Genomic DNA, 22,345 nt, shown 5'->3' with positions numbered 1-22,345 from the left:
GGCGCCCCGCCCCGCCCCGCGTGGCACCGCCTACGCGTTGAACCGGAACAGTGAGGGCGGGGCTGTGATGCGCGGCGATCGCCGCACAGGTTACGACGTGTACATCACCGGACGTACGCCATGGTGGGCCGAGGAGGGCGAGCAGATCACGGCGCGGGAGTGGGAAGCGCGCTGAGGTGTGGCCGGGGCGCCGCAGGCGAAGCCCACCGCTTCCTCGGCGGAGTGGGCGATCACGCAGGCGAAGCCGAGGTTGCCGCCCCAGTGGCCGACGAACACCAGTGCGCGCCGCATCATCGGCCTGCCCGGCATCCCCTGGCCGCGTCTCGGCTGCAGGGCACCGCCCCGGTGCCGGCGCACGAACGCCCCCGGCCCCGTGGGGCCGGAGGCCGTCCGCTTCGTCCGAGGCCGATCAGGTTCGGTCAGCCGCCGTAGTGCCGGGAGGGCGCGACGTGGAAGACGACCTGGACGGGCTGGTGCACGTACGGGCTGTCCGTGGTCAGGTCCAGGTCCGCCCGGTAGTCACCGGGGTCCGCGAGGACAGTGGCGTCCGCCGCGATCCGTACGTTCACCGACTGGCCGGGGGCCAGGGCCAGCGAGGTACGGCTCTCGGACAGCCAGGAGACCTGCTCGCCGCCGCACTGTGTGAAGCCGGGCAGTGCGGCGGCGAAGACCGAGCCGGTCGGGAAGCCCAGGCCGTGGCTGATCGCGCCGCCGACCTCCGCGATCCCGCAGCCGCTGCCGTTGCTGCGGAAGACCGGCTGCGGGGCGTTGGGCAGGCTGCTCCAGGTGTTGGACACCGGGTCGTACTGCAGGCTCTGGTTACTGCCCACCGCGCCAGCGTCGCTCATGATGACACCGCCTGTTACCTGCAGTTCGCCGTTGGCGCCGTTGGCAGACGCGGCGGCCCACACGGTCTGCGGCATGTCGGCCACCCGGGTCCAGGAACCGGACCGCGGGTGGTAGGCGTAGACCGACTGCAGACCGATCGTGTGGCCCTCCGACATGGTCGCGCCCCCGGCGCAGACGACCTCGGAGACCAGCCCGGCGCAGGCACCCCACTGGACCGGCACCGGGTAGTCGGCCAGCCGGGTCCACTGGTCGCGCTGCGGCGAGTAGCGGTACACCGACTTCTGCAGCGAGGCGCACGCCTGCGTACAGCCGCCGATCACGTACAACTGCCCGTTCAGCACCGCCACCGAGGCCGACGCGGTGCCCTGCGGCAGCGACGCCCGGTGCGACCAGGTGTTCGTGGCTATGTCGTACGCGTACAGGTCGCTCTGCTCCTGCGACTCGGAGCCGCCGGGCGCGAGGTACCAGCCGCCGGCCACGTAGAGCGTGCCGTCGACGAATGCCGCGGACGGCGCTTCCAGCGGCTTGGGCAGGTCGGCGATCCTGGACCAGGCGGCGGTGGCCGGGTCGTAGACGTAACCGTGGTCGCTGTCCTCGCCGCCGACGACCTGGGCGACGCCACCGACCGAGTAGGTCTTGCCCTCATAGCCGGCGACGGCGTTGTCCATGATCTGCTCGGGGTAGTTGGGCAGCGACTGCCAGCTGTCAGGGGTCGGTGCGGCGCCGCCGGCGGGGTCGGACGGCGGGTCGGTATGCGATCCGCCCCCGCCGAGCAGCGGCCCGGTCGGGAAGGTGCCCGTGACATACCGCGGTGGCGCGCCCTTGGCGGTGGCGGGGTCCTTCCCGTCGGGCGTGGTGTACCCGGTGTTCTGCTCGCCCAGCGTGACCCGCAGCGGGGCGTGGCCGGTGTTGGTGAGGGTGACGGTCCGCCCGGTCGTGCCGGAGTGGTCGCCCACGCGGCCGTTGAGCGTGACGGTGCCCGGAGCGACCGCGAGCCGGCCGGCCTTGAGCACCACGTCGTAAGTCGTCACCGTGTCGGCCGCGGTGGTGCCGGAGCCGGTCGCGGTGGCGTAGCGCGGGGCCGAGGTGGAGTAGGAGTGCCGTCCTGCGCCCTTGCTGAACATCCAGTAGAAGCCGTCGGACAGGCCCGGGTCGCCGGGCGTGGCCGCGCTGGCCACCGTGGCGGCCGGCTGGGCGAGGTCGGTCACCGTCGCGCCGTCAACCGGCAGGCCGCTGTTGTCGTCGGTGACGGTGCCGGTGACCAGGCCGCCGGGCACCGTGACGCAGGTGCCGACGGTGATGTTGTCCAGCTCCCACAGGGTCTGGCCGCTGCCGGTGAAGTGGAAGCGGAATCGGACCTTGTCGTGGCCGAGCCCGGCGGTCAGCGACACGGTCTCGTGGCCTGCGAACTCGTCGCTCGGAGGCTGCCACACCGATGTCCAGGTCGACCCGCCGTCGAGACTCATGGAGACGTCGGCGGAGGTGCCGGCGCCGCCCAGGAAGGCGGTGTCGAACTGCAGGTCTCCGGTGGCCTGCGTGAGGTCCATGACCGGCGTGGACAAGGTGGTGTCCTCGGCCGCGCCCGCGTTGTCGTACGGGTCGGCCACGCCGAAGTTGCCGGAGCCGCCGGTGAGGTTCCACTGCGAGGAGCTGAACTCCCAGGCGTGGCCGGACGCGCCGTTGTCGGCGACGGTCCAGCCGTGCTGGGAGCCGGTGCCGGACCAGTCCTCGAAGGTCGCCTGCGCCGGGTAGGCGTAGCCGGGCGCGCCGCACGTGGTGAGGTCGGCGGTCAGGGCCACGTCGTCACGCGCGTCGGTCGTGCCCAGTGCGACGGTGGAGACCGTGCTCCGGTAGCCCGGGTAGACCGGCGTCACATGGAGTGTGTAGTCGGCCTGCCGCGGCAGTTCGACCGAGTACAGCCCGGTCTTCGGGTCGGTGTGGATGGCGCCGTTCGGGTAGCCGTCGATGGTGATCGCTGCGTAGAGCGGCCAGCCGTGACCGGACCCGTCGGTGACCTTGCCGGTGATCTTCTGGCTGGGCACCTTGACCAGCGCGATGTCCGCGGTGGCGGTGGTGCCCACGGTCACGGACACCCCGGCCGGGCTCGACGTGCCGTAGCCGTACTGGCTCGCGGTGACGGTGTACGCGCCCGCCTCGGCGGACACGTGGTACGCGCCGGAGGCGTCGGTGGTGCCGCGGAAGGTCAGCCCGTTGTCCTTGCCGGTCAGCACGACGGACGCGCGGGCCAGTGGAGCGCCGGTGGCCTTGTCCGTGACGTGGCCGGTGAGGGTGCCGTGCGGCGACTGCCGCAGCGCGGTCACACCGTTCGGCGTGCCCAGACCGGTCGGGCCGTCCCAGGACGGGCCCGCGTCGCAGAGCACCGTGCCGCAGTCGCCGCTGCTGCCCTGCACCACGTCGAACAGGTGGTTGCCCTGGTCGGCGTACGGATACGTGACGGGGTACGTGCCCGCGGCCGGGGCGCCGGCGAGCGCGTACATCGCGGCGACCAGCGGGGAGGACAGGCTGGTGCCGCCCACCTGGAGCCAGCCGTCCTTGCCGAGGGTGTCGTACACCGCAAGGCCGCTGTTGGGGTCGGCGTCCGCCGCGATGTCCGCGGTGGCGCGCATCCCGCAGCCGGTGGCGACGTCCGACTGGAAGGCCGGCTGCGGCTCGTAGGACGAGCAGCCGCTGCCCGCCTGGTTCCAGGCCGACTCGGTCCAGCCGCGGTCCGTCGTGGCGTCGCGGGTCAGCCGGGTACCGCCCACCGCCACGACGTCCGGGTCGGAGGACGGCCACAGCACGGTGTTGGCCAGGTCACCGGAGGAGGCGGTGACCACCACGCCCGGGTGGTCGTAGTACGTGTACGCGGTCTCGCTGGGGTCCTCGCCGGGTACGCCGTACGAGTTGGAGACGAACTTCGCGCCGAGGCGGACCGCGGTCTCGACGCTCGCGCCGAGGTTCGCGCTGTCGTTGGTGTCGCCCTCGACCAGCAGGATGTGGCACTTGGGGCAGGCGCTGGACACCGCGTCAAGGTCGAGTGCGGTCTCCTCGGCCCAACCCGCGTCGTCCGCCGGGTAGTCGGTGCCGCCCCGCTGGTCGACCTTGCGGAAGCAGCCGTTGGCCGAGGTGCACTCCGGCATGCCGAACTGGGCGCGGAAATGGGCGAGATCCGCTTCCGCGGTGGAGTAGCCGAAAGCGTCGACGAGGGCCACGGTCTGACCGTCGCCGCCGTCCGGGAGGCGGTAGGCGGCGCGGATGTCCGACGGGGTCAGCGCGGTCGGCACGGGACCCGAGGCGTCCTGGACCACCCGGTGGTCGGCGTCGGTGTGCTCCATCGCCATGCAGTGCGCGCGCTTGCCCGTCGGGTCGGGCTGGTTGCAGGCGGCCGGGGCGTAGGCCGGGAGGGATGTGGCGAGCCGGGCCGGCGCGGTCAGGGGGTCGGAGTCCGACGGCTGCGCGGCGGCATGCGGCACGGGTTCGGCCGTCGCCGTCGGGGCGGAGGAGGCCGCCTGCGCCGAGGCCTGACCGGTGAGCAGCAGCCCCAGGCCGAGACATCCGGCTATCAGAGCGGAAACAGGCGCGCTTGCGCGCCCACGTCTGTACATGGGAGGAACACCCTTTCGTCGGGCGGGACTTGTCTGGCGCATGAGGGTGGCGCCGTGGCCCTTACAACGGTGCGCAGCCCTCCGGACGGAGGGCCGCAGGATCGGTCTGCGGCGTGGGTGCCGGAGCCGTCTCGGCGCTCTGCTGGACCGGTTCGTCCGCACAGTCGCAACCGGATTGGACCGCGTCGACCGGGGTGGACCCGCTGTGGTCCGAAGTGCTCATCCCGCCCCTCCTGCGCGGCCCACGAGGGGGCCATGTCGAGTCTGCACAGCGAGTATCCGCAGATCGAACGGGGCGTTGCGATGCGGTAGATGACCTAAACAACTGACCGCGACGGCTCGCCCGCGTGGACCGGGTCACGATGAATCACGACACGTCACGACGTCCCGTCACCAGGTGATCCGATGTCTCAGCCGGGGACGGGGGCCGTGCCGGCGCCATTTGCCATGCCAAACGCACGGAACTGCCACTTCCTGTACGCACAGGCGCATCTCCGACAGGCCCCCGGTGAGAGCGGGACCGTTCCGGCGGGGGTGGGCCGCCCCTGGGCCCGCGGCTTTCGGCGAGAGGCCGCGTTCACTCGCCGGAGGCGGTGGCCGTGCCGTCACGGGTGACGCGGACAGCGAGGGCGGTCCGGGTGGAGACGCCGTGTTTGCGCATCGCGGAATTGAGCTGTGCCGCCACGGTTTTGGGGGACCGGGAGAGCGCAGCGGCGATCTCGCGGTTGGTGAGGCCGTCCAGCATCAGGCGGACCACCTCGAGTTCGCGGGGTGACAGCTGGTCGCCGTAACCCCGACGCCCGCCGCGCCACGGCGGAGTGCGCCGGGCGGGACCGCTGCGCAGCAGCACCTCCGCGGTTCGCGCGGCGTCGCCCGCCGCGCCGAGCGAAGCGAACCCGTCGCGGACCGCGGTCAGTTCACCCCAGGCCTGGTCCGGCTGCCCGGCCGCCAGCAGCGCATGCGCCCGCTGCTCCCGGCAGCGCAGTGCTTCGTACGGAACCGGCAGCGCCTGCCAGGCGAGTGCGGCTTCCTGCCATGCGTCGGCCGCGGCGGCCATGTCGCCCCGGCCCGCGAGGACCGCCGCCTCGCACATCCGCAGCGCCGCGGCCTGCCGCGGCATCCGCCGCCCCGCCACACCCCGCCGGAACGCCGAGGTCAGCCGCTCTGCCTCCGGCCGGCGGCCGGTCGCCGCCAGCGCCGCGACCCGGGGCGGCGCCACGTCCGCGGCCCACAGCCACAGCCCCTTGCGGGTGAGCCGGGCGACCGGCTCCTCGGTCAGCGCGAGCGCCTCCTCCAGACGTCCCGCGGCCAGCGCCGGAGCGGCCAGAGCGCCTGCCGCCTCCACAGCGAGGTCGGTCATGCCACGGCGCAGGCTCTCCTCATATACCTTGCCCAACTCGGCCCGCGCCGGGGCCTGTTCCCCGTCGTGCGCGGCACGCAGCCGGGCCGCCACCAGCCGGGCGTCCAGCCGCATCAGCGGTTCCCCGTCCACGTCGAGCCAGGCGGCGAGCCGCTGTTCGAGCCCGTCCCAGTGCCCCTCGTGCCAGTCCAGGTGGATCAGAGTGAGGGTGGCCATGTCCTTGAGCCGGCGGTAGTCGTGCCGCCCTGCGATGCCGGCGGCAGCCTCCAGACAGCGGCGGGCGTCGGCGTAATGGCCCCACTTCATCACGCCGCTGCCCGCATTGAGCGAGCCGCGGGCCAGGTGCTCGGCGGTCGGCGGGTGCGAGCTGTCCGCACCAAGGCCGTCGGTCACCGTCACCCCGGCCTCCTCGCCGAGGTCCAGCAGAGCGGTCAGCCGGTCGACGGCCAGCGAGAGCCGTTCGGCCGGTGTGACCGACGCGTGCTCCAGCGCCCGCGCCGCCCGCTCCAGCCAGCCCAGGTGCACCGCCACCGGCCACGAGGGGTCGACTGGGAACCCGAGCGCGGTCATCGCCCACACCATGGGGTAGGTCTGCGCGGTGAGTTCGGGCGCGACCTTGTCCAACTCTGCGGCGGCCGACGCGTTATCGCCGCCGTGCAGCAGCAGCCTGGCGACCTGGGCGGTGATTTCGACGCGCTCCTCACCGGAGAGGGCCGCGCTGTCGAGCACCGCCCGCAGTGTCGCGGTGATCTCGTCGCGGCGGGCGTAGCCGGTGAAGGCGTGCATCGGCATCTTCCGTACCAGTGGCGCGACTTCGGCGTCGGGGCAGCCGGGGTCGGTGATGAGGGCGTGCAACGAGGTCACGGCGGCGAGGTGGTCGCCCGAGGCGAGGGCGAGGTCGGCGGCCTCCTCCGCGTACCGCCGCCAGCGGCCGGTCTCGCCTGCCTCACGGAAGTGGCGGGCCAGTCGGCCGACCGGCCGTCGGCCCTGCGCCTCCAGCAACTCCGCGGCGCGCCGGTGCGCATGGCGGCGGGCCGCGGCCGGGGCCGTCTCGTAGACCACCTTCGCGGCGAGCACATGCCGGAACCCGGCGCGTCCCGCGTGGTCCTCCGCGAGCAGCCCGCTGCCCAGCGCCTCCCGCAGCCCTTCGGCGGCCCGCGCCTCGGGCAGGGCGGACACCGCGGTGAGCGCGCAGTCGTCGGCCGGGTCGGTGAGCACCGCGGCGGCCAGCAGGACCTGCCGCGCGTCCGGCCCGAGCCGGGCCACCCGCTCGGCCACCGCGTCCCGGATCGTCGGCGGCACGGCGATGTCGTCGAGGGTCCTGCGGATCCACTCGCCGCCCCGCCGGACCAGGTCCGCGCGATCGCGCAGCAGGCGTACACACTCCTCCAGGGCGAGCGGCACCCCTTCGGTGCGGCTGTGCAGGAACGCCGCGAACGCGTCCGAGACATGCTCGTCGTCCAGCATGGACGAGACGAGTTCGGCGCTCGCCGCGACCGGCAGTCCGCCGAGGCGTATGCGTACGAGGCCGCCCGGCGGCCGGCGCGAGGACAGCCGCAGCAGCGGCGACTCGGGCTCGACGTCCTCCGGACGGTACGTCAAGACCAGGGTGCAGGAGAAGGACTGCCGAGACGCCAGCAGCATGAGGAAGTCCAGCGTCGCCTCGTCGGCCCAGTGGACGTCCTCCACGACCAGGACATCGACACCGGAGCCGTCGAGGAGCTCGCCCAGTGCGCGCAGCAGCCGGAAACGGGCCGCGCGGGCATCGGCGAGCGGCTCCGGCGGGGGCGGCAGGCTGTCGGACCACTCCGGGAACAGCGGGCGCAGCGTGCCCGCCAGCGCCGACAGGCGAAGGTCCGCCACGCTCTGCCGACCCTGGCGCAGCGCCTCCACGACCGGCCCGAGAGTGAGGGCCTCGCGGAACGGCGGGCAGACGGCGATCAGCGGCCGCGGCCCGGCAGTGCGGGCGGACTTCAGCGCCTCCCGTACGAGCCGGCTCTTGCCGATGCCGGCCTCGCCCTCCACCAGGACCAGCGCGGGCGGGCCGGCCAGCGCCGCGGCGAGCGCCGCCGACTCCGCGCGCCGGCCGACGAACCGGGGGCTGCCGCAAAGATCGCTCGCGGTGGATCTGCCCGCCCCTGGACTCGCCTGCACGTGACCGCCCTCTCCCCACTCCCACCCTGACTCGCAGGCACATTCTGCGTCGCACGGCCCCCGCCGAACAGCCACGGGTGACTGGCGGGGCCAACGGGGCGGACGAGGTGCGAGTGAGCGGCGATGACGACGGCGATGACGGGGCGGTGACGGCGGCGGATCTGCTGCGGATCGTCGAGGCCGTACCGCCGCGCTGGGGGCGTGCGAGCGAAGGCGGGACGCCCGCCGGCCGGTGGATGGCGTCCCGCCTGATGCCCCACCGTTGCTTGAGGCGGCCTGCGGCTTTGCCGCTGAAAGAAATATTCCGACGGCCGGTCGATCCATCCAGCGCGGATCCAGCAACGCGAGGACCACTCACCGTTACCGTGCGCTGACCGAGGCGAGCGTCACCACACCGAGCGTCACCGGGCGTGTATACCTATGCATACAATCACCGGCCTGGATCGGAGCAAGCCTTGAGTGCCCTCGTCCGCCCGATCAAACTCCCGACACTCGCGACACTCGCCACGCTGGCCGCGCTGGGACTCGTCGCGGTCACCGCGGCACCCGCGCCGGCCGCGCCGCCGTGGTCCGCGCCCATATCCCTGTCCACCCCGATTCCGCCGACGGACGTGGTCGGCAACCCGTCCGTGGCGGTGAACGCGGCCGGGGCGCAGGCAGCCGCCTGGTACGACCAGGCCGCGGACGGCACCCAGTTCGTTCATGTACGCAGCAGCGCGGACGGCACCTCGTGGTCGGCCCCGACGACCCTGGGGCACGGGGTGGAGCCGGCCGTCGCACTGGCACCCGACGGCCGGGCGGTCGCCGTATGGGTGGACCTGGACGGCGCCGGCAGCCTGCAGGCCAGCGTCCGGCCGCCGGGCGGCTCGTGGAGCTCACCGGCGGTCATCGCCGGCGGTCAGACCGGCCGGCCGCTCGTACAGGTCGACAGGTCCGGAGACGCCCTCGTCGTCTGGTCGTCCTCGGCCGGCGGTCTCCAGCGCGCCACGCTGCCCGCCGGAGGCAGTTGGTCGGCGCCGCAGCAACTCGCCGCCGGAGTCTCCGACTTCGACCTGGCCGTGAACACCGGCGGTGCGGCCGTCGCCGCGTGGACCGCGTCGGGCGGCACGATCGTCGCCGAGTCGGGCAGCGTGCTCGGCCCGTGGGGCACACCGGTCACCATCGCCGCCGCGAGCTACCGGCAGAAGGGGGTGCACGCCGCGCTGAACGACGCCGGCCAGGCGGCGCTGGCCTGGCGTACCCGGGTCGGTGCCATGGCCACCACCCGTACCGTGGACGGCACCTGGGCAGCACCCGGCGTGCTGACGACCAGTCAGGCCAGTGGTTCGGTCGACGTGGCCGTGGACGGCGCGGGCAACGCGGCGGCCGTCCTGGTCCGCTACGTCGACGCCGGCACCACCCAGTTCCCCGTGTACGTGTCGCGCCGGCCCGCCGGCGGTAGCTGGGGCACGCCGGTACTGCTGTCCACGCTCGACGACTACGTCGGGGCCCCGCAAGTGGTGGCGGACGCGAACGGCACCTTCGTCGCCGCGTGGAACGACGACAACTCGTTGGCGCTCAAGGCGTCCACGAGCCCGCCGGGCGGCTCCTTCGGGACCGCCGTGACCGTCGGCGCCGGCACCTTCGGCGAGTTCGGCCTCGCCCTCGCGCCCGGCCACGCGGCCGCCGTGTGGACCTCCGGCGGCGCGACCGTCTCCAGCGAGCCGGTCAGCTGACTACGCGACCGAGGCGCGTTTACCACCGCGTGGCGACACGTCACCGAACTCCCGGCCGACGCCCGACGGCCGGCCACCACCCCAGTAAGGACCAGCAAGGACCAGGAAGGCGCAGGCCAGCAGGATTCCGGCCCCGTGGGAGCCGGCGCCCCGCGGCGTCACGCGGGTGTTCACCCGCCCCGATCAAGCTGGGAGTCGGCTTCACCTCGCCACACGAGGCTCAAAACACCCCCGAGCGTCCCCACCAAGATCGTTCCCATCCAGCACACATCCAGCACCGAGCGAATTCAACCATGTGCCCACAGCGCCCTGAACTGCGCAAACAGAGAGCGAAGTCGCCAAACCCATCCCCTCAACGTTCCTGCAGAACGCCACCACTTCCGAACAACGAGAACCCCTCCGACCTGCACGATTGCAAGGCAGAGGGGCCGACGTTCGAAAAACTCACACGTTGAACCGGAACATTGGGGGCGGGGCTGCGACCTGCGACGATTATCGAAGTTGGGTGCCGATCCAGCGCGGATCCAGCAGCTGGGCGCAACCGCGGTTACGCACCGGCGTCGGGGGCCACCGCCGAGTGCTCTCCAGTCTGAGAACCGCCCATCCCTCCACTCCCACACAGGAAGGAGGACAGGAGGTAGGATAGATCGCATGAGTGAGCCTACCGGAAAATACTCGATCACCATGCCGCGCGACATCGCGGAAGCCGCCCGCGCACGCAGCGGCCCCTCCGGCCTGTCCGCCTACGTCGCCGCAGCCGTCGCCCGCCAAGTGGAACGCGACAACCTCAACGAACTCATCGCCGTTGCCGAAGCAGAACACGGCCCCGTCACCGAAGAGGAGGTCCAAGCCCTGAGAGACCAACTCCAGCAGGCCCGCCGCCAGCAGACCGGCACCGGGGCCGACGCAGCGTGACCCGCTCCCCCGCCACCCCCGGCGGCACCCTCATCCTCGACAGCGAAGGACTGGCCAAGGCCGTACAGCGCGACCGAGCCGTCACAGGCTGGCTCGCACTGGCCCAGGCCGACGACATGCGCGTGATCACCAGCGCCGCCACCCTCGTCGAAGTGATCCACCCCCGCATCAAACGCACAGCCCTGGAATGGACCCTGTCCCGCATCGTCGTAGAACCGGTCAGCGAACCCATCGCCCGCCACGCCGCAGCGCTCCTCGCCAACGCCGGCCTGCACGGCCACAAATACGCCATCGACGCCATGCTCAGCGCCACCGCCCTCGCCGCCCCAGGGCCCGCCACGGTGCTCACCTCCGACCCGGAGGACCTCACCGCACTGTGCGGCCGAACGGTCACCGTCCTCAAAATCTGACCAGCGCGCAAACGGCCTCGCCGCCGACGGTAACCACAGTGCCGCGCCGGTAGCACGCTGTCCCGCCAGGAGCGGCTCAAATGAGCCTTCTTCCTCGCCGCGTTCGCCTCCCGCACCGGCTACGACCACAAACGCGCCCAGGGCAAGACCCGCACCCGGGCTCTCCTCCGCCTCGCCCAAGGCCGCAACGACATCGTGTTCGCCATGCTCCGGCGCAGTGTCCGGATCGGCCCCAGCCTCGCCCAGCGCCTTGGCGATACCGCCCAGACCCCCCACGGTCGTCAGCCCGGTTTGCATGCCGGCCCGTCTGCGATGTCCGACGGCGCGACCCCGGCCTCCCGAAGCGTCCCATTTCCGTCAGCGGCAGGCCCTATGGTCTTTCGCACGCGCCAAGACAGCACCGATCACCGAGGGGGCCCTGTGCAGGCCAAGGAAACACTCTTCGCGGACCTCGTGCAGGGCAGGGCCCAGCAGTTCCAGGTGCCGCTCTACCAGCGGACGTACTCATGGACGGAGAAGCAGCTGCGACAGCTGTGGGCCGACATCCTTGAGCAGGCGGGCTTGCTGGAGTCCGGGGAGCAGGCGAGCACGCACTTCCTGGGGTCCGTGGTGCTGGCGCCCTCGCCGCAGAACGAGGCGACGTTCCCCCGCTGGCTCGTCGTCGACGGCCAGCAGCGGCTGACCACCCTTTCGCTCGCCCTGGCCGCGATCCGCGACCACGTCAAGGACGCCCAGCCGGACGAGGCCGAGCGCATCGGCGAGGAATACCTGATCAACAAGCGCAAAAGCGGCTACGACCACTTACGGCTCCTGCCGACGCAGGCCGACCGCGCGCAGTTCGCCGCGTACATCCGCGGCCCGCTCACATCGCAGCCCGACGGCGGAGGCGTGGCCGCTGCCTACGCCTTCTTCCGGCGCAAGCTCGTGGAGGCGGCCGATCCGGCCGCCCCGCAGGACGTCTTCCGCATCGAGGAGGCCATCACCTCCCGCCTCACGCTGGTGGCGGTGACCGCCGAGCGCGGCGACAACGTGCACCGCATCTTCGAGTCCCTCAACAACACCGGCCTCAAGCTCAGCCAGGCCGACCTGCTGCGCAACTACCTGTTCATGCGGCTGCCCACCCGCGGTGAGCACGTGTACGAGACCTACTGGCTTCCGCTGCAGGACAGTCTGACCAACGACGAGCTGGAACAGCTCATGTGGCTGCAGCTGGTGCTCGACGGAGACGACCGAGTACGGCGCCAGGACCTGTACGCCGCCCAGCAGAAGCGCTTCGAGCGCGACGGGGTCGGCCAGGAGGAGACCGAGAAGGAGATCGAGGCGTACATCAGGGAGCTGTACCGCCGAAGCTCCCTCTTCCGCCGGCTGCTGCACCCCGAAGAGGAGCCGGACGCCGCGGTCCGCGCCCACCTGGAACGCCTGAACACCTGGCAGGCGCAGGTCACCTATCCGGCGCTGATGCTGCTGCTCGACCGGCGCGAGCGCGGTGACCTGGACTCCTCGGACACGGCCCGCGCTTTGGCGTACATCGAGAGCTTCCTGGTCCGCCGGATGATGTGCCGGGTACCGACGAACAACCTCAACAGGATCTTCCAGGCCGTGCCCGGGCAGCTCCCGCGGGACTTGCCGGTCGCCGACGGGCTGCACCAACTGCTCTCCGCCGAGAACCGCTTCTGGCCCGACGACGAGGAGCTGCGCGAGAAGATCCAGAAGGCGCCCTTCTACCAGTACGGACGCTGGGATCAGCGCAAGATGGTGCTGCAAAGGCTGGAGGAGAGCTACGAGCATCCCGAGCCGGTGGACTTCGCCGCAGCTCAGCTCACCATCGAGCACGTCATGCCGCAGTCGCCGGGAGACGAGTGGCTCCGCATGCTGGGCGAGGACGCGGGCGACGGGGAGAGCGTGCAGGACCTGCACTCCCGTCTCCAGCACACACTCGGGAACCTGACGCTCACAGCGGTCAATGCCGAACTGTCCAACCACCCGTTCGAGCGCAAGCAGGATCTGCTGCGGACCAGTCACCTGGAGTTGAACCGCCGCATCGCCGCCACTCAGCGCTGGGGGGCGAAGGAAATCCGTGCCCGTGCCGACGAACTCGCCGACCGGGCGGTCGCGCTGTGGCCGGCCCCCCTGCGCGGAGTCGGCCGCGCGGAACGCAGCCGGGACTGGCAGCTGGCCCACCAAGTACTGGCGGCCCTTCCCCACGGCACCTGGACGTCCTACGGCGATCTCGCGGCGTTCCTCGGCTCCGGCGCCCAGGCGGTGGGCAACCACCTGGCCAACACACCGGGCGTGGCCAACGCCTACCGGGTCCTCACCTCCGAGGGCAAGGTCTCCGACGGCTTCCGCTGGACACCGCAGGACGGGGGCGGGGACGTGCGCACCCGGCTCGCCGCCGACGGCGTCCGCTTCACGGTCAACGGTGCCGCCGACCCGGTCCAGCGCCTCTCCGCCGACGACCTCGCCTCGCTGATCGCCGGGGACGACGACAGCACGGACGACACCGAAGACGTGAACCAAAACCGGCGAAGGACGCCGAACCAGGCCGGGGAGACGCGCGCCGAGCGCTTCTTCCGTCAGCTCGCGGCGGACGACTCCCCCGCCACGGTGGACGCGGTACGGGCGCTGTTCACCCGCTGGGAAGCGCTCGGCGGCTGGATCGGCCACGGCGCCGGGCACGTCACCACAAGCGCGTTCCTCATGCTCGGCAAGGCCGGCGCACCGGGCCGCGGCATCTGGCCGATGACGTTCTACCCGGGCAGCGGAAGGGGCGGTACGGCGGAGGTGGTGTTCCAGTACCTCGCCGCACGCGAGCCCTTCACCGACCGGACGCTGCGCGCCGAACTTCTCAGGCGCCTCAACGCGCTGGAGGGCATCGACATCCCGGAGGGCAAGCTGGAACTGCGCCCCAACTTCCGGCTGTCGCTGCTGGAGCCGGACGCGAACCGCGAGCTGCTCGTCGAGACTCTGACCTGGTTCCGTGACCGCTGGGGAAGTCGGGACACGGACTGAGACCGGAACCCAGGGGGCACGCCGGTCGATCGTCACGAGTCAAGAGTGCCCTGACGGTCCGTCCCTCGCCACGGCGCACGGGCGAGGACGAGGCCCCTCACCTGAACCGCACCCGCCTCACGCAGCAAACGGGCGACGGCCCGCACCTGCCGGCCGATGGCGAACAGGTCGTCGAAGAGGAGGACGATGCGGTCCTGCCACACCGGGGAATGAGCGTCGGGGACGGGCTCCAGGGAGCGGGCCGCGCGGGTGGCGCATGTGGAGGCGCATGGTTCGAAGGACGCTGGGCGTCTGGTTCCGGCCTCGGGGCGCGTTGCCTCTGTGTGCCCCGGCGGCGCGGTCCCCCGTGGACCGAAGCAGCGCGACACCGCCCGACTTGCCTAGACAAATCCCATCGTCCCAGCGCAAAGGCGCTCTTCGCTTATTTGATCAGCCATCGGACAGCCCACCTCGCGAAAGCCCGAGGCTACTCCAGTCACCCGATCGAGACTCCCGTTCGACCGACAGCCCGCAAGATCGGCTCGACAACAGCCACTGTCCCCCAGCAACTCCACGGCGCCGCCCGGCCGCCCGGGGGCGGCACCCCCACGCCGCTGGCCGGCCGAGTTCCACACGACGGGCCACCGCACTCGGCTGATCGCCCACGCAGCGAGCCCCGGGCCCCGCAGTCCCGTGACGTCGGCCTTCACGACGGCAAGGGGTCGTGAAGGCCGACGTCACGTCCAGCCGCAATCTCCTGGCATGTCAGTGGGCCCTGACCGAGCCGGTTCGGGTCCGCGAGAGACGCGCAGCCCGCCGGTGGCTTCCCGGTCGCCCGCACTTCTCCAGCGTCCCGGCTGACCCGTCATGCCGGGTGCTGGTCAGCAAGTCACGCCGGTTGCGTAGGAGAACGGGTCAACTGGCGACCCGAATCGCGTCCAGTCCCACGTAAGCTCCGCTGGAAGCCATACCCGACCAGGCGGTGATGGTGATCGAGCAGCCCGCGTAGCCGCTGACGCCGTAAAGCCTTAGCCACCCGCTGAAGTTGGCCTCGTTGACCGTCGCGTCGAGGACCTCGGAGCCGCAGACGTAGAGCGAGAAGTCCATGTTTGCCGTGGCGTAAACGGTGGGGATCCAGGCATCGAAGTAGTGCGTCCCGCCGTCGGTGGTGCCGAGGTTGTAGGTGGAGGTGGCTCCGCCGGTGGGGGTCGCGTGGTAGTCGATGCCGGCACCACACCCCTGGCCCACGTACCCGCCGGTGCCGTAGGTGGCCCAACCGGAACCGTACTTGGAACCTCCGCAGACGATTGCCGACAGAGCGGCCGGCGTGACGCTCGCGCGCCCTCCATGGCTGGGCCCGCTGGCCACCTGCACCATCGTTCGTGACGGGGAGGCAGGGGCTGCCTCCGCGATGGACGGAGCGGCGACAACTAAGGTCGCGCCCAGTAGTCCCGCAATGGCGAGAATGAGGCGTTTCATCCTTCTCCTTCAGTTCTTTCTCTCGCCGGACAGAACGCAGTTCTCCGTTCAGCTCGGCCAGGAATGACTTCTGTCGCAGGCCGATTGCCTGCGAACGCCGTCTTTGGTGTACCGGCGGGATTGTCCAGCGGGTAGTTCCGTGGACAATCAGGACAACGACTTTTGTCCAGGGAGACACAGGGGGGCGGATGAGCCGGAAGATGCGTCCGTTATCACCCGAAAGCAGCGCTGCAGAGCGCTTTGCGTGCGAATTACGCGCTCTGCGGGCCCTGGCAGGTGACCTACCGTTCTGGAAGAGGGCGCGCCGCTGCGCGGTGGACAGGAGCGCGCCGGCCGCAGCCGCCGCGGGCCGAAAGCTGCCTTCCGAGACGGTGACCAGAGAGTTCGTGCGGGCATGTGGCGGGCATGTGGCGGAGATTGGACCCACTGGCAGAAGCGCTGGGCACAGGCAGCCGCGGAAGTCGACGCGACCCGCTACGCGCCTGGCCAGGGATTGGTCAGGCGATACACCGGCGTGCTGGTTCCCCGCGACAGCGGCTCCCCGCTGCCCGCTCGTCTGGGTGCGTCCCGGGCATCTGTGCGCGAGGACGGACCGAACGGGGCCGGGCGCCCAACAGCCCGCAACTGGAGGCGGATCGGCGCGGTAGCCCTTGCATTGATCATTTTGGGCACGTGCACGGGCACTTGGTGGCGGACAGAACGTCTCGCAGGCACCGGTAGACCCGTCGGTGCCGGGCGCCGGGTGCCGAACGGCGCCGATCCGCAAGGAGCCGACTGCGTGGCGGACCAAACCGGCATGGCAATCGTTCCCGTGGCCCTTCAGCAGCCCCTCGGCCTGGAAAGCCAGAGCCTAGCAAAAGGAGTATCGATCGGTACCGTTTCCCTTATCGACTCCCGGCATAGCGCTGGGACCTGGGCTGAATTCGATCCCATACTCGCCATCAATACCAAAACGAGCGACTATCTCGCCGGGTTCTCCACGGTGTGGGTACAACGCCAATCCGATGATCTCAAGTACTTCACAAAGACGCAGGACATCAGCAATTCCAACTCCCGCCTTCTAAAAGCGGGCCCGGGATGCGTAACTGCTGGTGTCAGGATCTACGTGGTCACCGGAAGTGCGACCGCTCTCGGTCAAACTCCCTGCCTCGTACTCCAGCCGTGATTCTTAATCTTCCTGTCCGATTCGGGTCATGCCGGCGGCTCGGTGGCAGCGATGGCGCGACAGCCAACCGCCTACTGGTGAGCCGGTAGAATGGAGAGCTGGAATCACACAGCCCAACCCCTGCGCCACCGCAGATCCCAACGGGGCGGCCGCCACACCCTCGCCGCCGACGCCACCCGCACCCTCACCGGATTCCCCGGCCCCCTGGCCCACCTGATCAACACGGTCCTCGCCACCGGACACCGCATCCTCCTCACCCCGCCGCCCGCCCCACCGCCATCGCACACAACCTGATGCTCGAACCCGACCAATACCTCACCAGTCCCCCCGGTCGCGGCTACCTCGCCACCGGCAGGACACCCGCTCTGCTCCACCTCGCGGGCGTCACGATCCCCCTCTCGGGGGACCAGATCATGGATGGCCACAACGGACGGGTATTCACCCGCCCCGATCAAGCTGGGATTCGGCTTCACCTCGCCACACGAGGCTCAACACGACAAAACACCTCCGAGCGTCCCCACCAAGATCGTTCCCATCCAGCACACATCCAGCACCGAGCGAATTCAACCATGTGCCCACAGCGCCCTGAACTGCGCAAACAGAGAGCGAAGTCGCCAAACCCATCCCCTCGACGTTCCTGCGGAACGCCACCACTTCCGAACAACGAGAACCCCTCCGACCTGCACGATTACAAGGCAGAGGGGCCGACGTTCGAAGAACTCACACGTTGAACCGGAACTCCACCACGTCCCCGTCCTGCATCACGTAGTCCTTGCCCTCCATGCGGGCCTTGCCGCGGGCGCGGGCTTCGGGGACGGAGCCGGCGGCGATCAGGTCGGGGAAGGAGATGACCTCGGCCTTGATGAAGCCGCGCTGGAAGTCGGTGTGGATGACGCCCGCGGCCTCGGGGGCGGTCGCGCCGCGCTTGATGGTCCAGGCGCGGGTCTCCTTGGGGCCGGCGGTGAGGTAGGTCTGCAGGCCCAGCGTTTCGAAGCCGACGCGGGCGAGGGTGGCCAGGCCGGGTTCCTGCTGGCCGACGGACTGGAGGAGTTCCAGGGCCTCGTCGTCGTCGAGTTCGGCCAGGTCGGCCTCCAGCTTGGCGTTGAGGAAGATCGCCTCCGCCGGGGCGACCAGGGCGCGCTGCTCGTTCTTGAAGTCCTCGTCCATCAGTTCGTCCTCGTCGACGTTGAAGACGTACAGGAACGGCTTGGTGGTGAGCAGGAACAGCTCGTGCAGGAGGACGCCCTGCTCGGTGTCCTTGGTGATGCCGTGCGAGAAGAGGGTGTCGCCGGCCGCGAGGATGGCCTGCGCGGACTCGGCCGCGGCCAGCACCGCCGCCTTGTCCTTCTGCAGGCGGGCCTCCTTGGTGAGGCGCGGCAGGGCCTTCTCCACGGACTGCAGGTCGGCCAGGATCAGCTCGGTGTTGATGGTCTCGATGTCGTCCTTGGGCGAGACCTTGCCGTCCACATGGACCACGTTCTCGTCCTTGAAGGCGCGGATGACCTGGCAGATCGCGTCGGACTCGCGGATGTTGGCGAGGAACTTGTTGCCCAGGCCCTCACCCTCCGAGGCGCCGCGGACGATGCCTGCGATGTCCACGAAGTCCACGGTGGCGGGCAGCACCCGGGCGGAGCCGAACAGCTCGGCGAGCTGCGCCAGTCGCGGGTCGGGCACGCCCACCACGCCCACGTTGGGCTCGATGGTGGCGAACGGGTAGTTGGCCGCCAGCACGTCGTTCTTGGTCAGGGCGTTGAACAGGGTCGACTTGCCGACGTTCGGCAGCCCGACGATTCCGATGGTGAGCGACACGTGACGACTTTCCCGTAGGACCTGTGGGGACGGACGTCCAGTCTACGGGGCCGGGCACCCGCGTCGGCGCCGCTGTCCACAGGGGCTCTCCCCCGTCCACAGGGTCGCGGGCCGTATGCCGCCACTCGCGTCCGCGTCCCCGTACAATCCGCTCGAACATCCGCCCAAAAGGGGCGAAACCGCGTGTCCACGCGCTGCGCCAGGGCCCGTCCTGCCTACGTTGGGTGGGTGGACCAGCACAGCGCGCACTCAGGGCCCGGACCCTCCCCCGCGCCCGGGCCCGGCGGAGAAGCCGCCGCGGGGGTCTACCGCGCCGCGCGCCCCACGGCGGCGGCGCCACCGCCGCCCGGCAACCCGGTGGCCGCCGTCGTACGCCGGCTGCGTGCCGCGCAGCGGCCCCGGCCGCGCCTCACCGGCCTCGGCACAGGGCTGCTCACCACCGTGGTGACCGTGCTGGGCGGGCTCGCCGACTCCTACCTGTTCGACGGGCCGGGCGTGCTGTTCGGGGTGGTGTTCGTCGCGGTCAGCGTCGCGGGCGCGGTGTACGTGCGCCCGTACGACCTGGTGGCGGCGCCGGTGGCGGCGCCGATCGCCTTCGCGGTGGGGATCGCGCTGAGCGCAGACGACGGCGGCGGGGGGCTGGTCGGGCACCTGATCGGGGTGTTCACCGGGCTGGCCCTGATGACCGGCTGGCTCTACACCGGTACGGCGCTGGCGGCGCTGATCGTGTCGGTCAGAGCTTTGCTGCGGCCATGGCGGCGCCGACGATCCCGGCGTTGTTCTGCAGCTCCGCGGGGACGATCTCCGCGCTGATCCCCTCTATCAGCGGCAGGAACTTCTGCGACTTGCGGCTGATGCCGCCGCCGATGACGAACAGGTCGGGCGAGAACAGCATCTCCACGTGGGCCAGGTACTTCTTCAGTCGGCGCGCCCAGTGCTCCCAGCTGAGGTCCTCGTCCTCGCGGGCCTTGCCCGAGGCCCGCTTCTCCGCGTCGTGGCCGTGCAGCTCCAGGTGGCCGAGTTCGGTGTTGGGCACGAGCCGGCCGTCGACGAAGATCGCGCTCCCTATGCCGGTGCCGAGCGTCAGGACGATCGTGGTGCCGCCGCGGCCGCGGCCCGCCCCGAAGGTCATCTCGGCGACCCCGGCGGCGTCCGCGTCGTTGAGCAGCACCACGGGCAGGCCGAGCCGGTCGCTGATCAACCGGCGGGCGTCCAGCCCGATCCAGCCGGGGTCGACGTTGGCGGCGGTACGGGTGACGCCGTCGACCACGACGCCGGGGAAGGTGACCCCCAGCGGCCCCGTCCAGCCGAACTTCGAGACGACCTCGTGCACGCCCTCGACCACCGACTCCGGGGTCGCCGGGTGCGGGGTGGGCACCTTGTACCGCTCCTCGGCGAGGTCTCCCCTGTCGAGGTCGACCGGGGCACCCTTGATGCCCGTACCGCCGATGTCCACACCGAACACGCCTTGGCCTCCAGACCGAACAGATCGGGCAACGCTTCCGGGAGCCGTCTCCGGGGAGCGGCTCGGCGGGGACACCCCCGCCGTACGGCCCGGCGAGGGCGGATCCGCCCGGCCGCCCCGGGCCCCGGTGACCGAAAAGTATCCCTCTTAGCGCGATTCCCCGGCGGCGACCTCCGCACGCAGGTCGCGCCGCAATTCCTTGGGGAGCGAGAACTGGATCGACTCCTGGGCGGAGCGCACGACCTCCACGTCCGCGAAGCCGCGCGCGGCCAGCCACTCCAGCACGCCCTCGACCAGGACCTCCGGGACCGAGGCGCCCGAGGTGACGCCGACCGTGGTGACGCCTTCCAGCCAGGCGTCCTGGCACTCCTCGGCGAAGTCCACCAGGTACGAGGCGCCGGCGCCCGCCTGGAGGGCGACCTCCACCAGCCGGATGGAGTTCGAGGAGTTCCTGGAGCCGACGACGATGACCAGGTCGGCGTCGGCGGCGATCTGCTTGACGGCGACCTGACGGTTCTGCGTCGCGTAGCAGATGTCGTCGCTGGGCGGCGAGACCAGACCCGGGAAGCGGGTCTTCAGGGCGTCGACCGTCTCCATGGTCTCGTCCACCGACAAGGTGGTCTGGGACAGCCAGACGACCTTGGACTCGTCCTTGACCTCGACGTTCGCCACGTCGGCGGGACCGTCGACGAGGTGGATGCGCTCCGGGGCCTCGCCCATGGTGCCGATGACCTCCTCGTGGCCCTCGTGGCCGATGAGGAGGATGTCGTAGTCGTCGTTGGCGAAGCGGACGGCTTCCTTGTGCACCTTGGTGACGAGCGGGCAGGTCGCGTCAATGGACGCGAGGCGCCGCTCGGCGGCCTCCTGGTGGACGACCGGGGCGACCCCGTGCGCGGAGAAGATCACGATCGCGCCCTCGGGCACCTCCTCCGTCTCGTCGACGAAGATCGCGCCCTTCTTCTCCAGGGTCTGCACGACGTACTTGTTGTGGACGATCTGCTTGCGCACGTAGACCGGCGCGCCGTACTGCTCCAGGGCCTTCTCGACGGTGATCACGGCGCGGTCCACGCCCGCGCAGTACCCCCTGGGGGCGGCGAGGAGGACTCGGCGGGAGGTATCGGCAGTCATGCGGTCCATCGTACGGGCAGGGCCGACAGGGGCGGCGGTGTGTCGGCGGGGCGCACTAGGGTGCGGGTATGGCACTGAACACCTCGGCGGACGCGCCCCTCCCGGTCGGTCAGGTGTCCCGCCTGATCGGCGGCTGGGTCGACCGGCTGGGCGCGGTCTGGGTCGAGGGCCAGATCACGCAGATCTCGCGGCGGCCGGGCGCGGGCGTGGTGTTCCTGACCCTGCGCGACCCCTCGCACGACATCTCCCTGTCGGTGACGTGCTTCCGCGCGGTCTTCGAACGGGTCGCGGACGTGGTCGGGGAGGGCGCGCGGGTGGTCGTCCACGCCAAGCCCGAGTGGTACGCGCCCAGGGGCCAGCTCTCGCTGCGGGCGGCCGAGATCCGGCCGGTGGGGGTGGGCGAACTGCTGGCCCGGCTGGAGCAGTTGAAGCGGACACTGGCCGCCGAGGGCCTGTTCGCGCTGGACCGCAAGCGGCCCCTGCCCTTTCTGCCGCAGCTCATCGGCCTGGTGACCGGCCGCGCCTCGGCCGCGGAGCGGGACGTGCGGGAGAACGCGCGGCTGCGCTGGCCCGCCGTCCGCTTCGAGGTGCGCAACGTGCCGGTGCAGGGCGCGACGGCGGTGCCGCGGGTGATCGAGGCGGTGCGATCGCTGGACGCGCATCCCGAGGTCGACGTGATCATCGTGGCGCGCGGCGGCGGCAGCGTGGAGGACCTGCTGCCGTTCTCCGACGAGCGGCTGGTCAGGGCGGTCGCGGACTGTACGACGCCGGTGGTGTCGGCGATCGGGCACGAGCCGGACTCCCCGCTGCTCGACCTGGTGGCCGACCTGCGCGCGTCCACCCCGACGGACGCCGCGAAGCGGGTCGTGCCCGACGTGCGCGAGGAACTTGCCCGGGTCGAGGCGGTACGCGACCGGGCGCTGCGGGTGATGCGCGGGCTGCTGGAGCGCGAGGAACAGGGGCTGCGGGCCGCGCTCAGCCGCCCGTCGCTGGCCGACCCGTACCGCATGGTCCAGGAGCGGGCGAACGGGATCGACGACCAGGTCGACCGGGCCAGGCGCTGCCTGAAGCACGCCCTGGACCGGGCGGACGCCGACCTCGCGCACACCCTGGCGCGGGTGGTGGCCCTGTCCCCCGCCGCCACGCTGCGCCGCGGTTACGCGGTGCTGCAGCGCGAGGACGGGTCGGTGGTGCGCGCGCCCGAGGACGTCGCGCCGGACGACCCGCTGCGGGCGCGGGTGGCGGAGGGCGAGTTCGCGGTCCGTGTGACCGGGCCTGTCGGTCCGCCCGCCTAGGCTGG

16 protein-coding genes are annotated in these 22,345 nt (G+C 71.3%); 8 read left to right on the top strand and 8 right to left on the bottom strand.

Annotation, left to right across the window (positions count from 1 at the left end):
• Nucleotides 1-90 precede the first annotated feature (90 nt).
• From K7G61_RS36970 to K7G61_RS17035, 3 genes are all read right to left on the bottom strand, one after another.
• Complete coding sequence (locus tag K7G61_RS36970; protein ID WP_308190646.1) at nt 91-294, bottom strand: hypothetical protein; 204 nt, start codon at nt 292-294, stop codon at nt 91-93.
• Between the two features lie 125 nt (nt 295-419).
• Complete coding sequence (locus K7G61_RS36465; RefSeq protein WP_263984483.1) at nt 420-4,454, bottom strand: carboxypeptidase regulatory-like domain-containing protein; 4,035 nt, start codon at nt 4,452-4,454, stop codon at nt 420-422.
• 577 nt (nt 4,455-5,031) lie between these two features.
• Nucleotides 5,032-7,968 carry an AAA family ATPase gene (locus tag K7G61_RS17035; protein ID WP_225847723.1) on the bottom strand — a complete coding sequence of 979 codons (2,937 nt, stop codon included), beginning with the start codon at nt 7,966-7,968 and terminating at the stop codon, nt 5,032-5,034.
• Between the two features lie 455 nt (nt 7,969-8,423).
• Between K7G61_RS17035 and K7G61_RS17030 the strand changes: the two genes are divergently transcribed.
• The 4 genes from K7G61_RS17030 (at nt 8,424) to K7G61_RS17015 (ending at nt 14,020) form a co-directional block, all read left to right on the top strand.
• Nucleotides 8,424-9,683 (top strand): exo-alpha-sialidase, encoded by a 1,260-nt coding sequence (locus K7G61_RS17030; RefSeq protein WP_225847722.1) that lies wholly within the window; start codon nt 8,424-8,426, stop codon nt 9,681-9,683.
• Between the two features lie 651 nt (nt 9,684-10,334).
• Nucleotides 10,335-10,598: a CopG family transcriptional regulator gene (locus tag K7G61_RS17025; protein ID WP_225847721.1), complete on the top strand. Its 264-nt coding sequence runs from the start codon at nt 10,335-10,337 to the stop codon at nt 10,596-10,598.
• Nucleotides 10,595-11,008, top strand: a complete 414-nt coding sequence (locus K7G61_RS17020) for a PIN domain-containing protein (protein WP_225847720.1) — start codon at nt 10,595-10,597, stop codon at nt 11,006-11,008. The genes K7G61_RS17025 and K7G61_RS17020 overlap by 4 nt, the downstream gene beginning before the upstream one ends.
• 420 nt (nt 11,009-11,428) lie before the next feature.
• Nucleotides 11,429-14,020, top strand: a complete 2,592-nt coding sequence (locus K7G61_RS17015) for a DUF262 domain-containing protein (protein WP_225847719.1) — start codon at nt 11,429-11,431, stop codon at nt 14,018-14,020.
• A 32-nt stretch (nt 14,021-14,052) separates the two neighbouring features.
• On the opposite strand, the gene K7G61_RS17010 is transcribed toward K7G61_RS17015, so the two are convergent.
• Both K7G61_RS17010 and K7G61_RS17005 read right to left on the bottom strand, forming a co-directional pair.
• Nucleotides 14,053-14,223, bottom strand: a complete 171-nt coding sequence (locus K7G61_RS17010; protein ID WP_225847718.1) for a hypothetical protein — start codon at nt 14,221-14,223, stop codon at nt 14,053-14,055.
• 691 nt (nt 14,224-14,914) lie between these two features.
• Nucleotides 14,915-15,478 (bottom strand): hypothetical protein, encoded by a 564-nt coding sequence (locus tag K7G61_RS17005; protein ID WP_225847717.1) that lies wholly within the window; start codon nt 15,476-15,478, stop codon nt 14,915-14,917.
• Between the two features lie 778 nt (nt 15,479-16,256).
• On the opposite strand from K7G61_RS17005, the gene K7G61_RS17000 reads away from it, so the two are divergent.
• Together K7G61_RS17000 and K7G61_RS16995 are read left to right on the top strand one after the other, a co-directional pair.
• Nucleotides 16,257-16,643, top strand: coding sequence for a hypothetical protein (locus K7G61_RS17000; protein ID WP_225847716.1), 387 nt, complete (start codon nt 16,257-16,259; stop codon nt 16,641-16,643).
• Between the two features lie 90 nt (nt 16,644-16,733).
• On the top strand, nt 16,734-16,937 hold the full coding sequence (locus tag K7G61_RS16995) for a hypothetical protein (RefSeq protein ID WP_225847715.1): 204 nt from the start codon (nt 16,734-16,736) through the stop codon (nt 16,935-16,937).
• Between the two features lie 426 nt (nt 16,938-17,363).
• On the opposite strand, the gene ychF is transcribed toward K7G61_RS16995, so the two are convergent.
• Complete coding sequence (gene ychF / locus K7G61_RS16990) at nt 17,364-18,452, bottom strand: redox-regulated ATPase YchF (protein WP_225847714.1); 1,089 nt, start codon at nt 18,450-18,452, stop codon at nt 17,364-17,366.
• A 228-nt stretch (nt 18,453-18,680) separates the two neighbouring features.
• Between ychF and K7G61_RS16985 the strand changes: the two genes are divergently transcribed.
• Nucleotides 18,681-19,265 carry a DUF6542 domain-containing protein gene (locus K7G61_RS16985; RefSeq protein ID WP_225847713.1) on the top strand — a complete coding sequence of 195 codons (585 nt, stop codon included), beginning with the start codon at nt 18,681-18,683 and terminating at the stop codon, nt 19,263-19,265.
• On the opposite strand, the gene ppgK is transcribed toward K7G61_RS16985, so the two are convergent.
• Entirely contained in the window at nt 19,186-19,917 is a 732-nt protein-coding gene (ppgK, locus tag K7G61_RS16980) for a polyphosphate--glucose phosphotransferase (RefSeq protein WP_225847712.1), read from the bottom strand. The genes K7G61_RS16985 and ppgK overlap by 80 nt on opposite strands.
• Before the next feature lie 147 nt (nt 19,918-20,064).
• Nucleotides 20,065-21,054 (bottom strand): 4-hydroxy-3-methylbut-2-enyl diphosphate reductase, encoded by a 990-nt coding sequence (locus K7G61_RS16975; protein ID WP_225847710.1) that lies wholly within the window; start codon nt 21,052-21,054, stop codon nt 20,065-20,067.
• Nucleotides 21,055-21,113: 59 nt separating this feature from the next.
• Here K7G61_RS16975 and xseA point away from each other — a divergent pair, with 59 nt between their 5' ends.
• Nucleotides 21,114-22,340: an exodeoxyribonuclease VII large subunit gene (xseA, locus tag K7G61_RS16970; protein WP_225847709.1), complete on the top strand. Its 1,227-nt coding sequence runs from the start codon at nt 21,114-21,116 to the stop codon at nt 22,338-22,340.
• Nucleotides 22,341-22,345: the final 5 nt, after the last annotated feature.

Source organism: Streptomyces sp. HPF1205, from assembly GCF_020400825.1.
GTDB lineage: Bacteria > Actinomycetota > Actinomycetes > Streptomycetales > Streptomycetaceae > Actinacidiphila.
The sequence above is the reverse complement of the archived record's forward strand: the minus strand, read 5'-3'. Positions and strand labels throughout refer to the sequence as shown.

Excerpts from the sequence above, each read along its gene's own strand:
- K7G61_RS36970 (WP_308190646.1), bottom strand. The coding sequence starts at position 294 with ATGATGCGGCGCGCACTGGTGTTCGTCGGCCACTGGGGCGGCAACCTC.
- K7G61_RS36465 (WP_263984483.1), bottom strand. The coding sequence starts at position 4,454 with ATGTACAGACGTGGGCGCGCAAGCGCGCCTGTTTCCGCTCTGATAGCC.
- K7G61_RS17025 (WP_225847721.1), top strand. The coding sequence starts at position 10,335 with ATGAGTGAGCCTACCGGAAAATACTCGATCACCATGCCGCGCGACATC.
- K7G61_RS17005 (WP_225847717.1), bottom strand. The coding sequence starts at position 15,478 with ATGAAACGCCTCATTCTCGCCATTGCGGGACTACTGGGCGCGACCTTA.
- K7G61_RS16995 (WP_225847715.1), top strand. The coding sequence starts at position 16,734 with ATGGAGAGCTGGAATCACACAGCCCAACCCCTGCGCCACCGCAGATCC.
- K7G61_RS16975 (WP_225847710.1), bottom strand. The coding sequence starts at position 21,054 with ATGGACCGCATGACTGCCGATACCTCCCGCCGAGTCCTCCTCGCCGCC.
- xseA (WP_225847709.1), top strand. The coding sequence starts at position 21,114 with ATGGCACTGAACACCTCGGCGGACGCGCCCCTCCCGGTCGGTCAGGTG.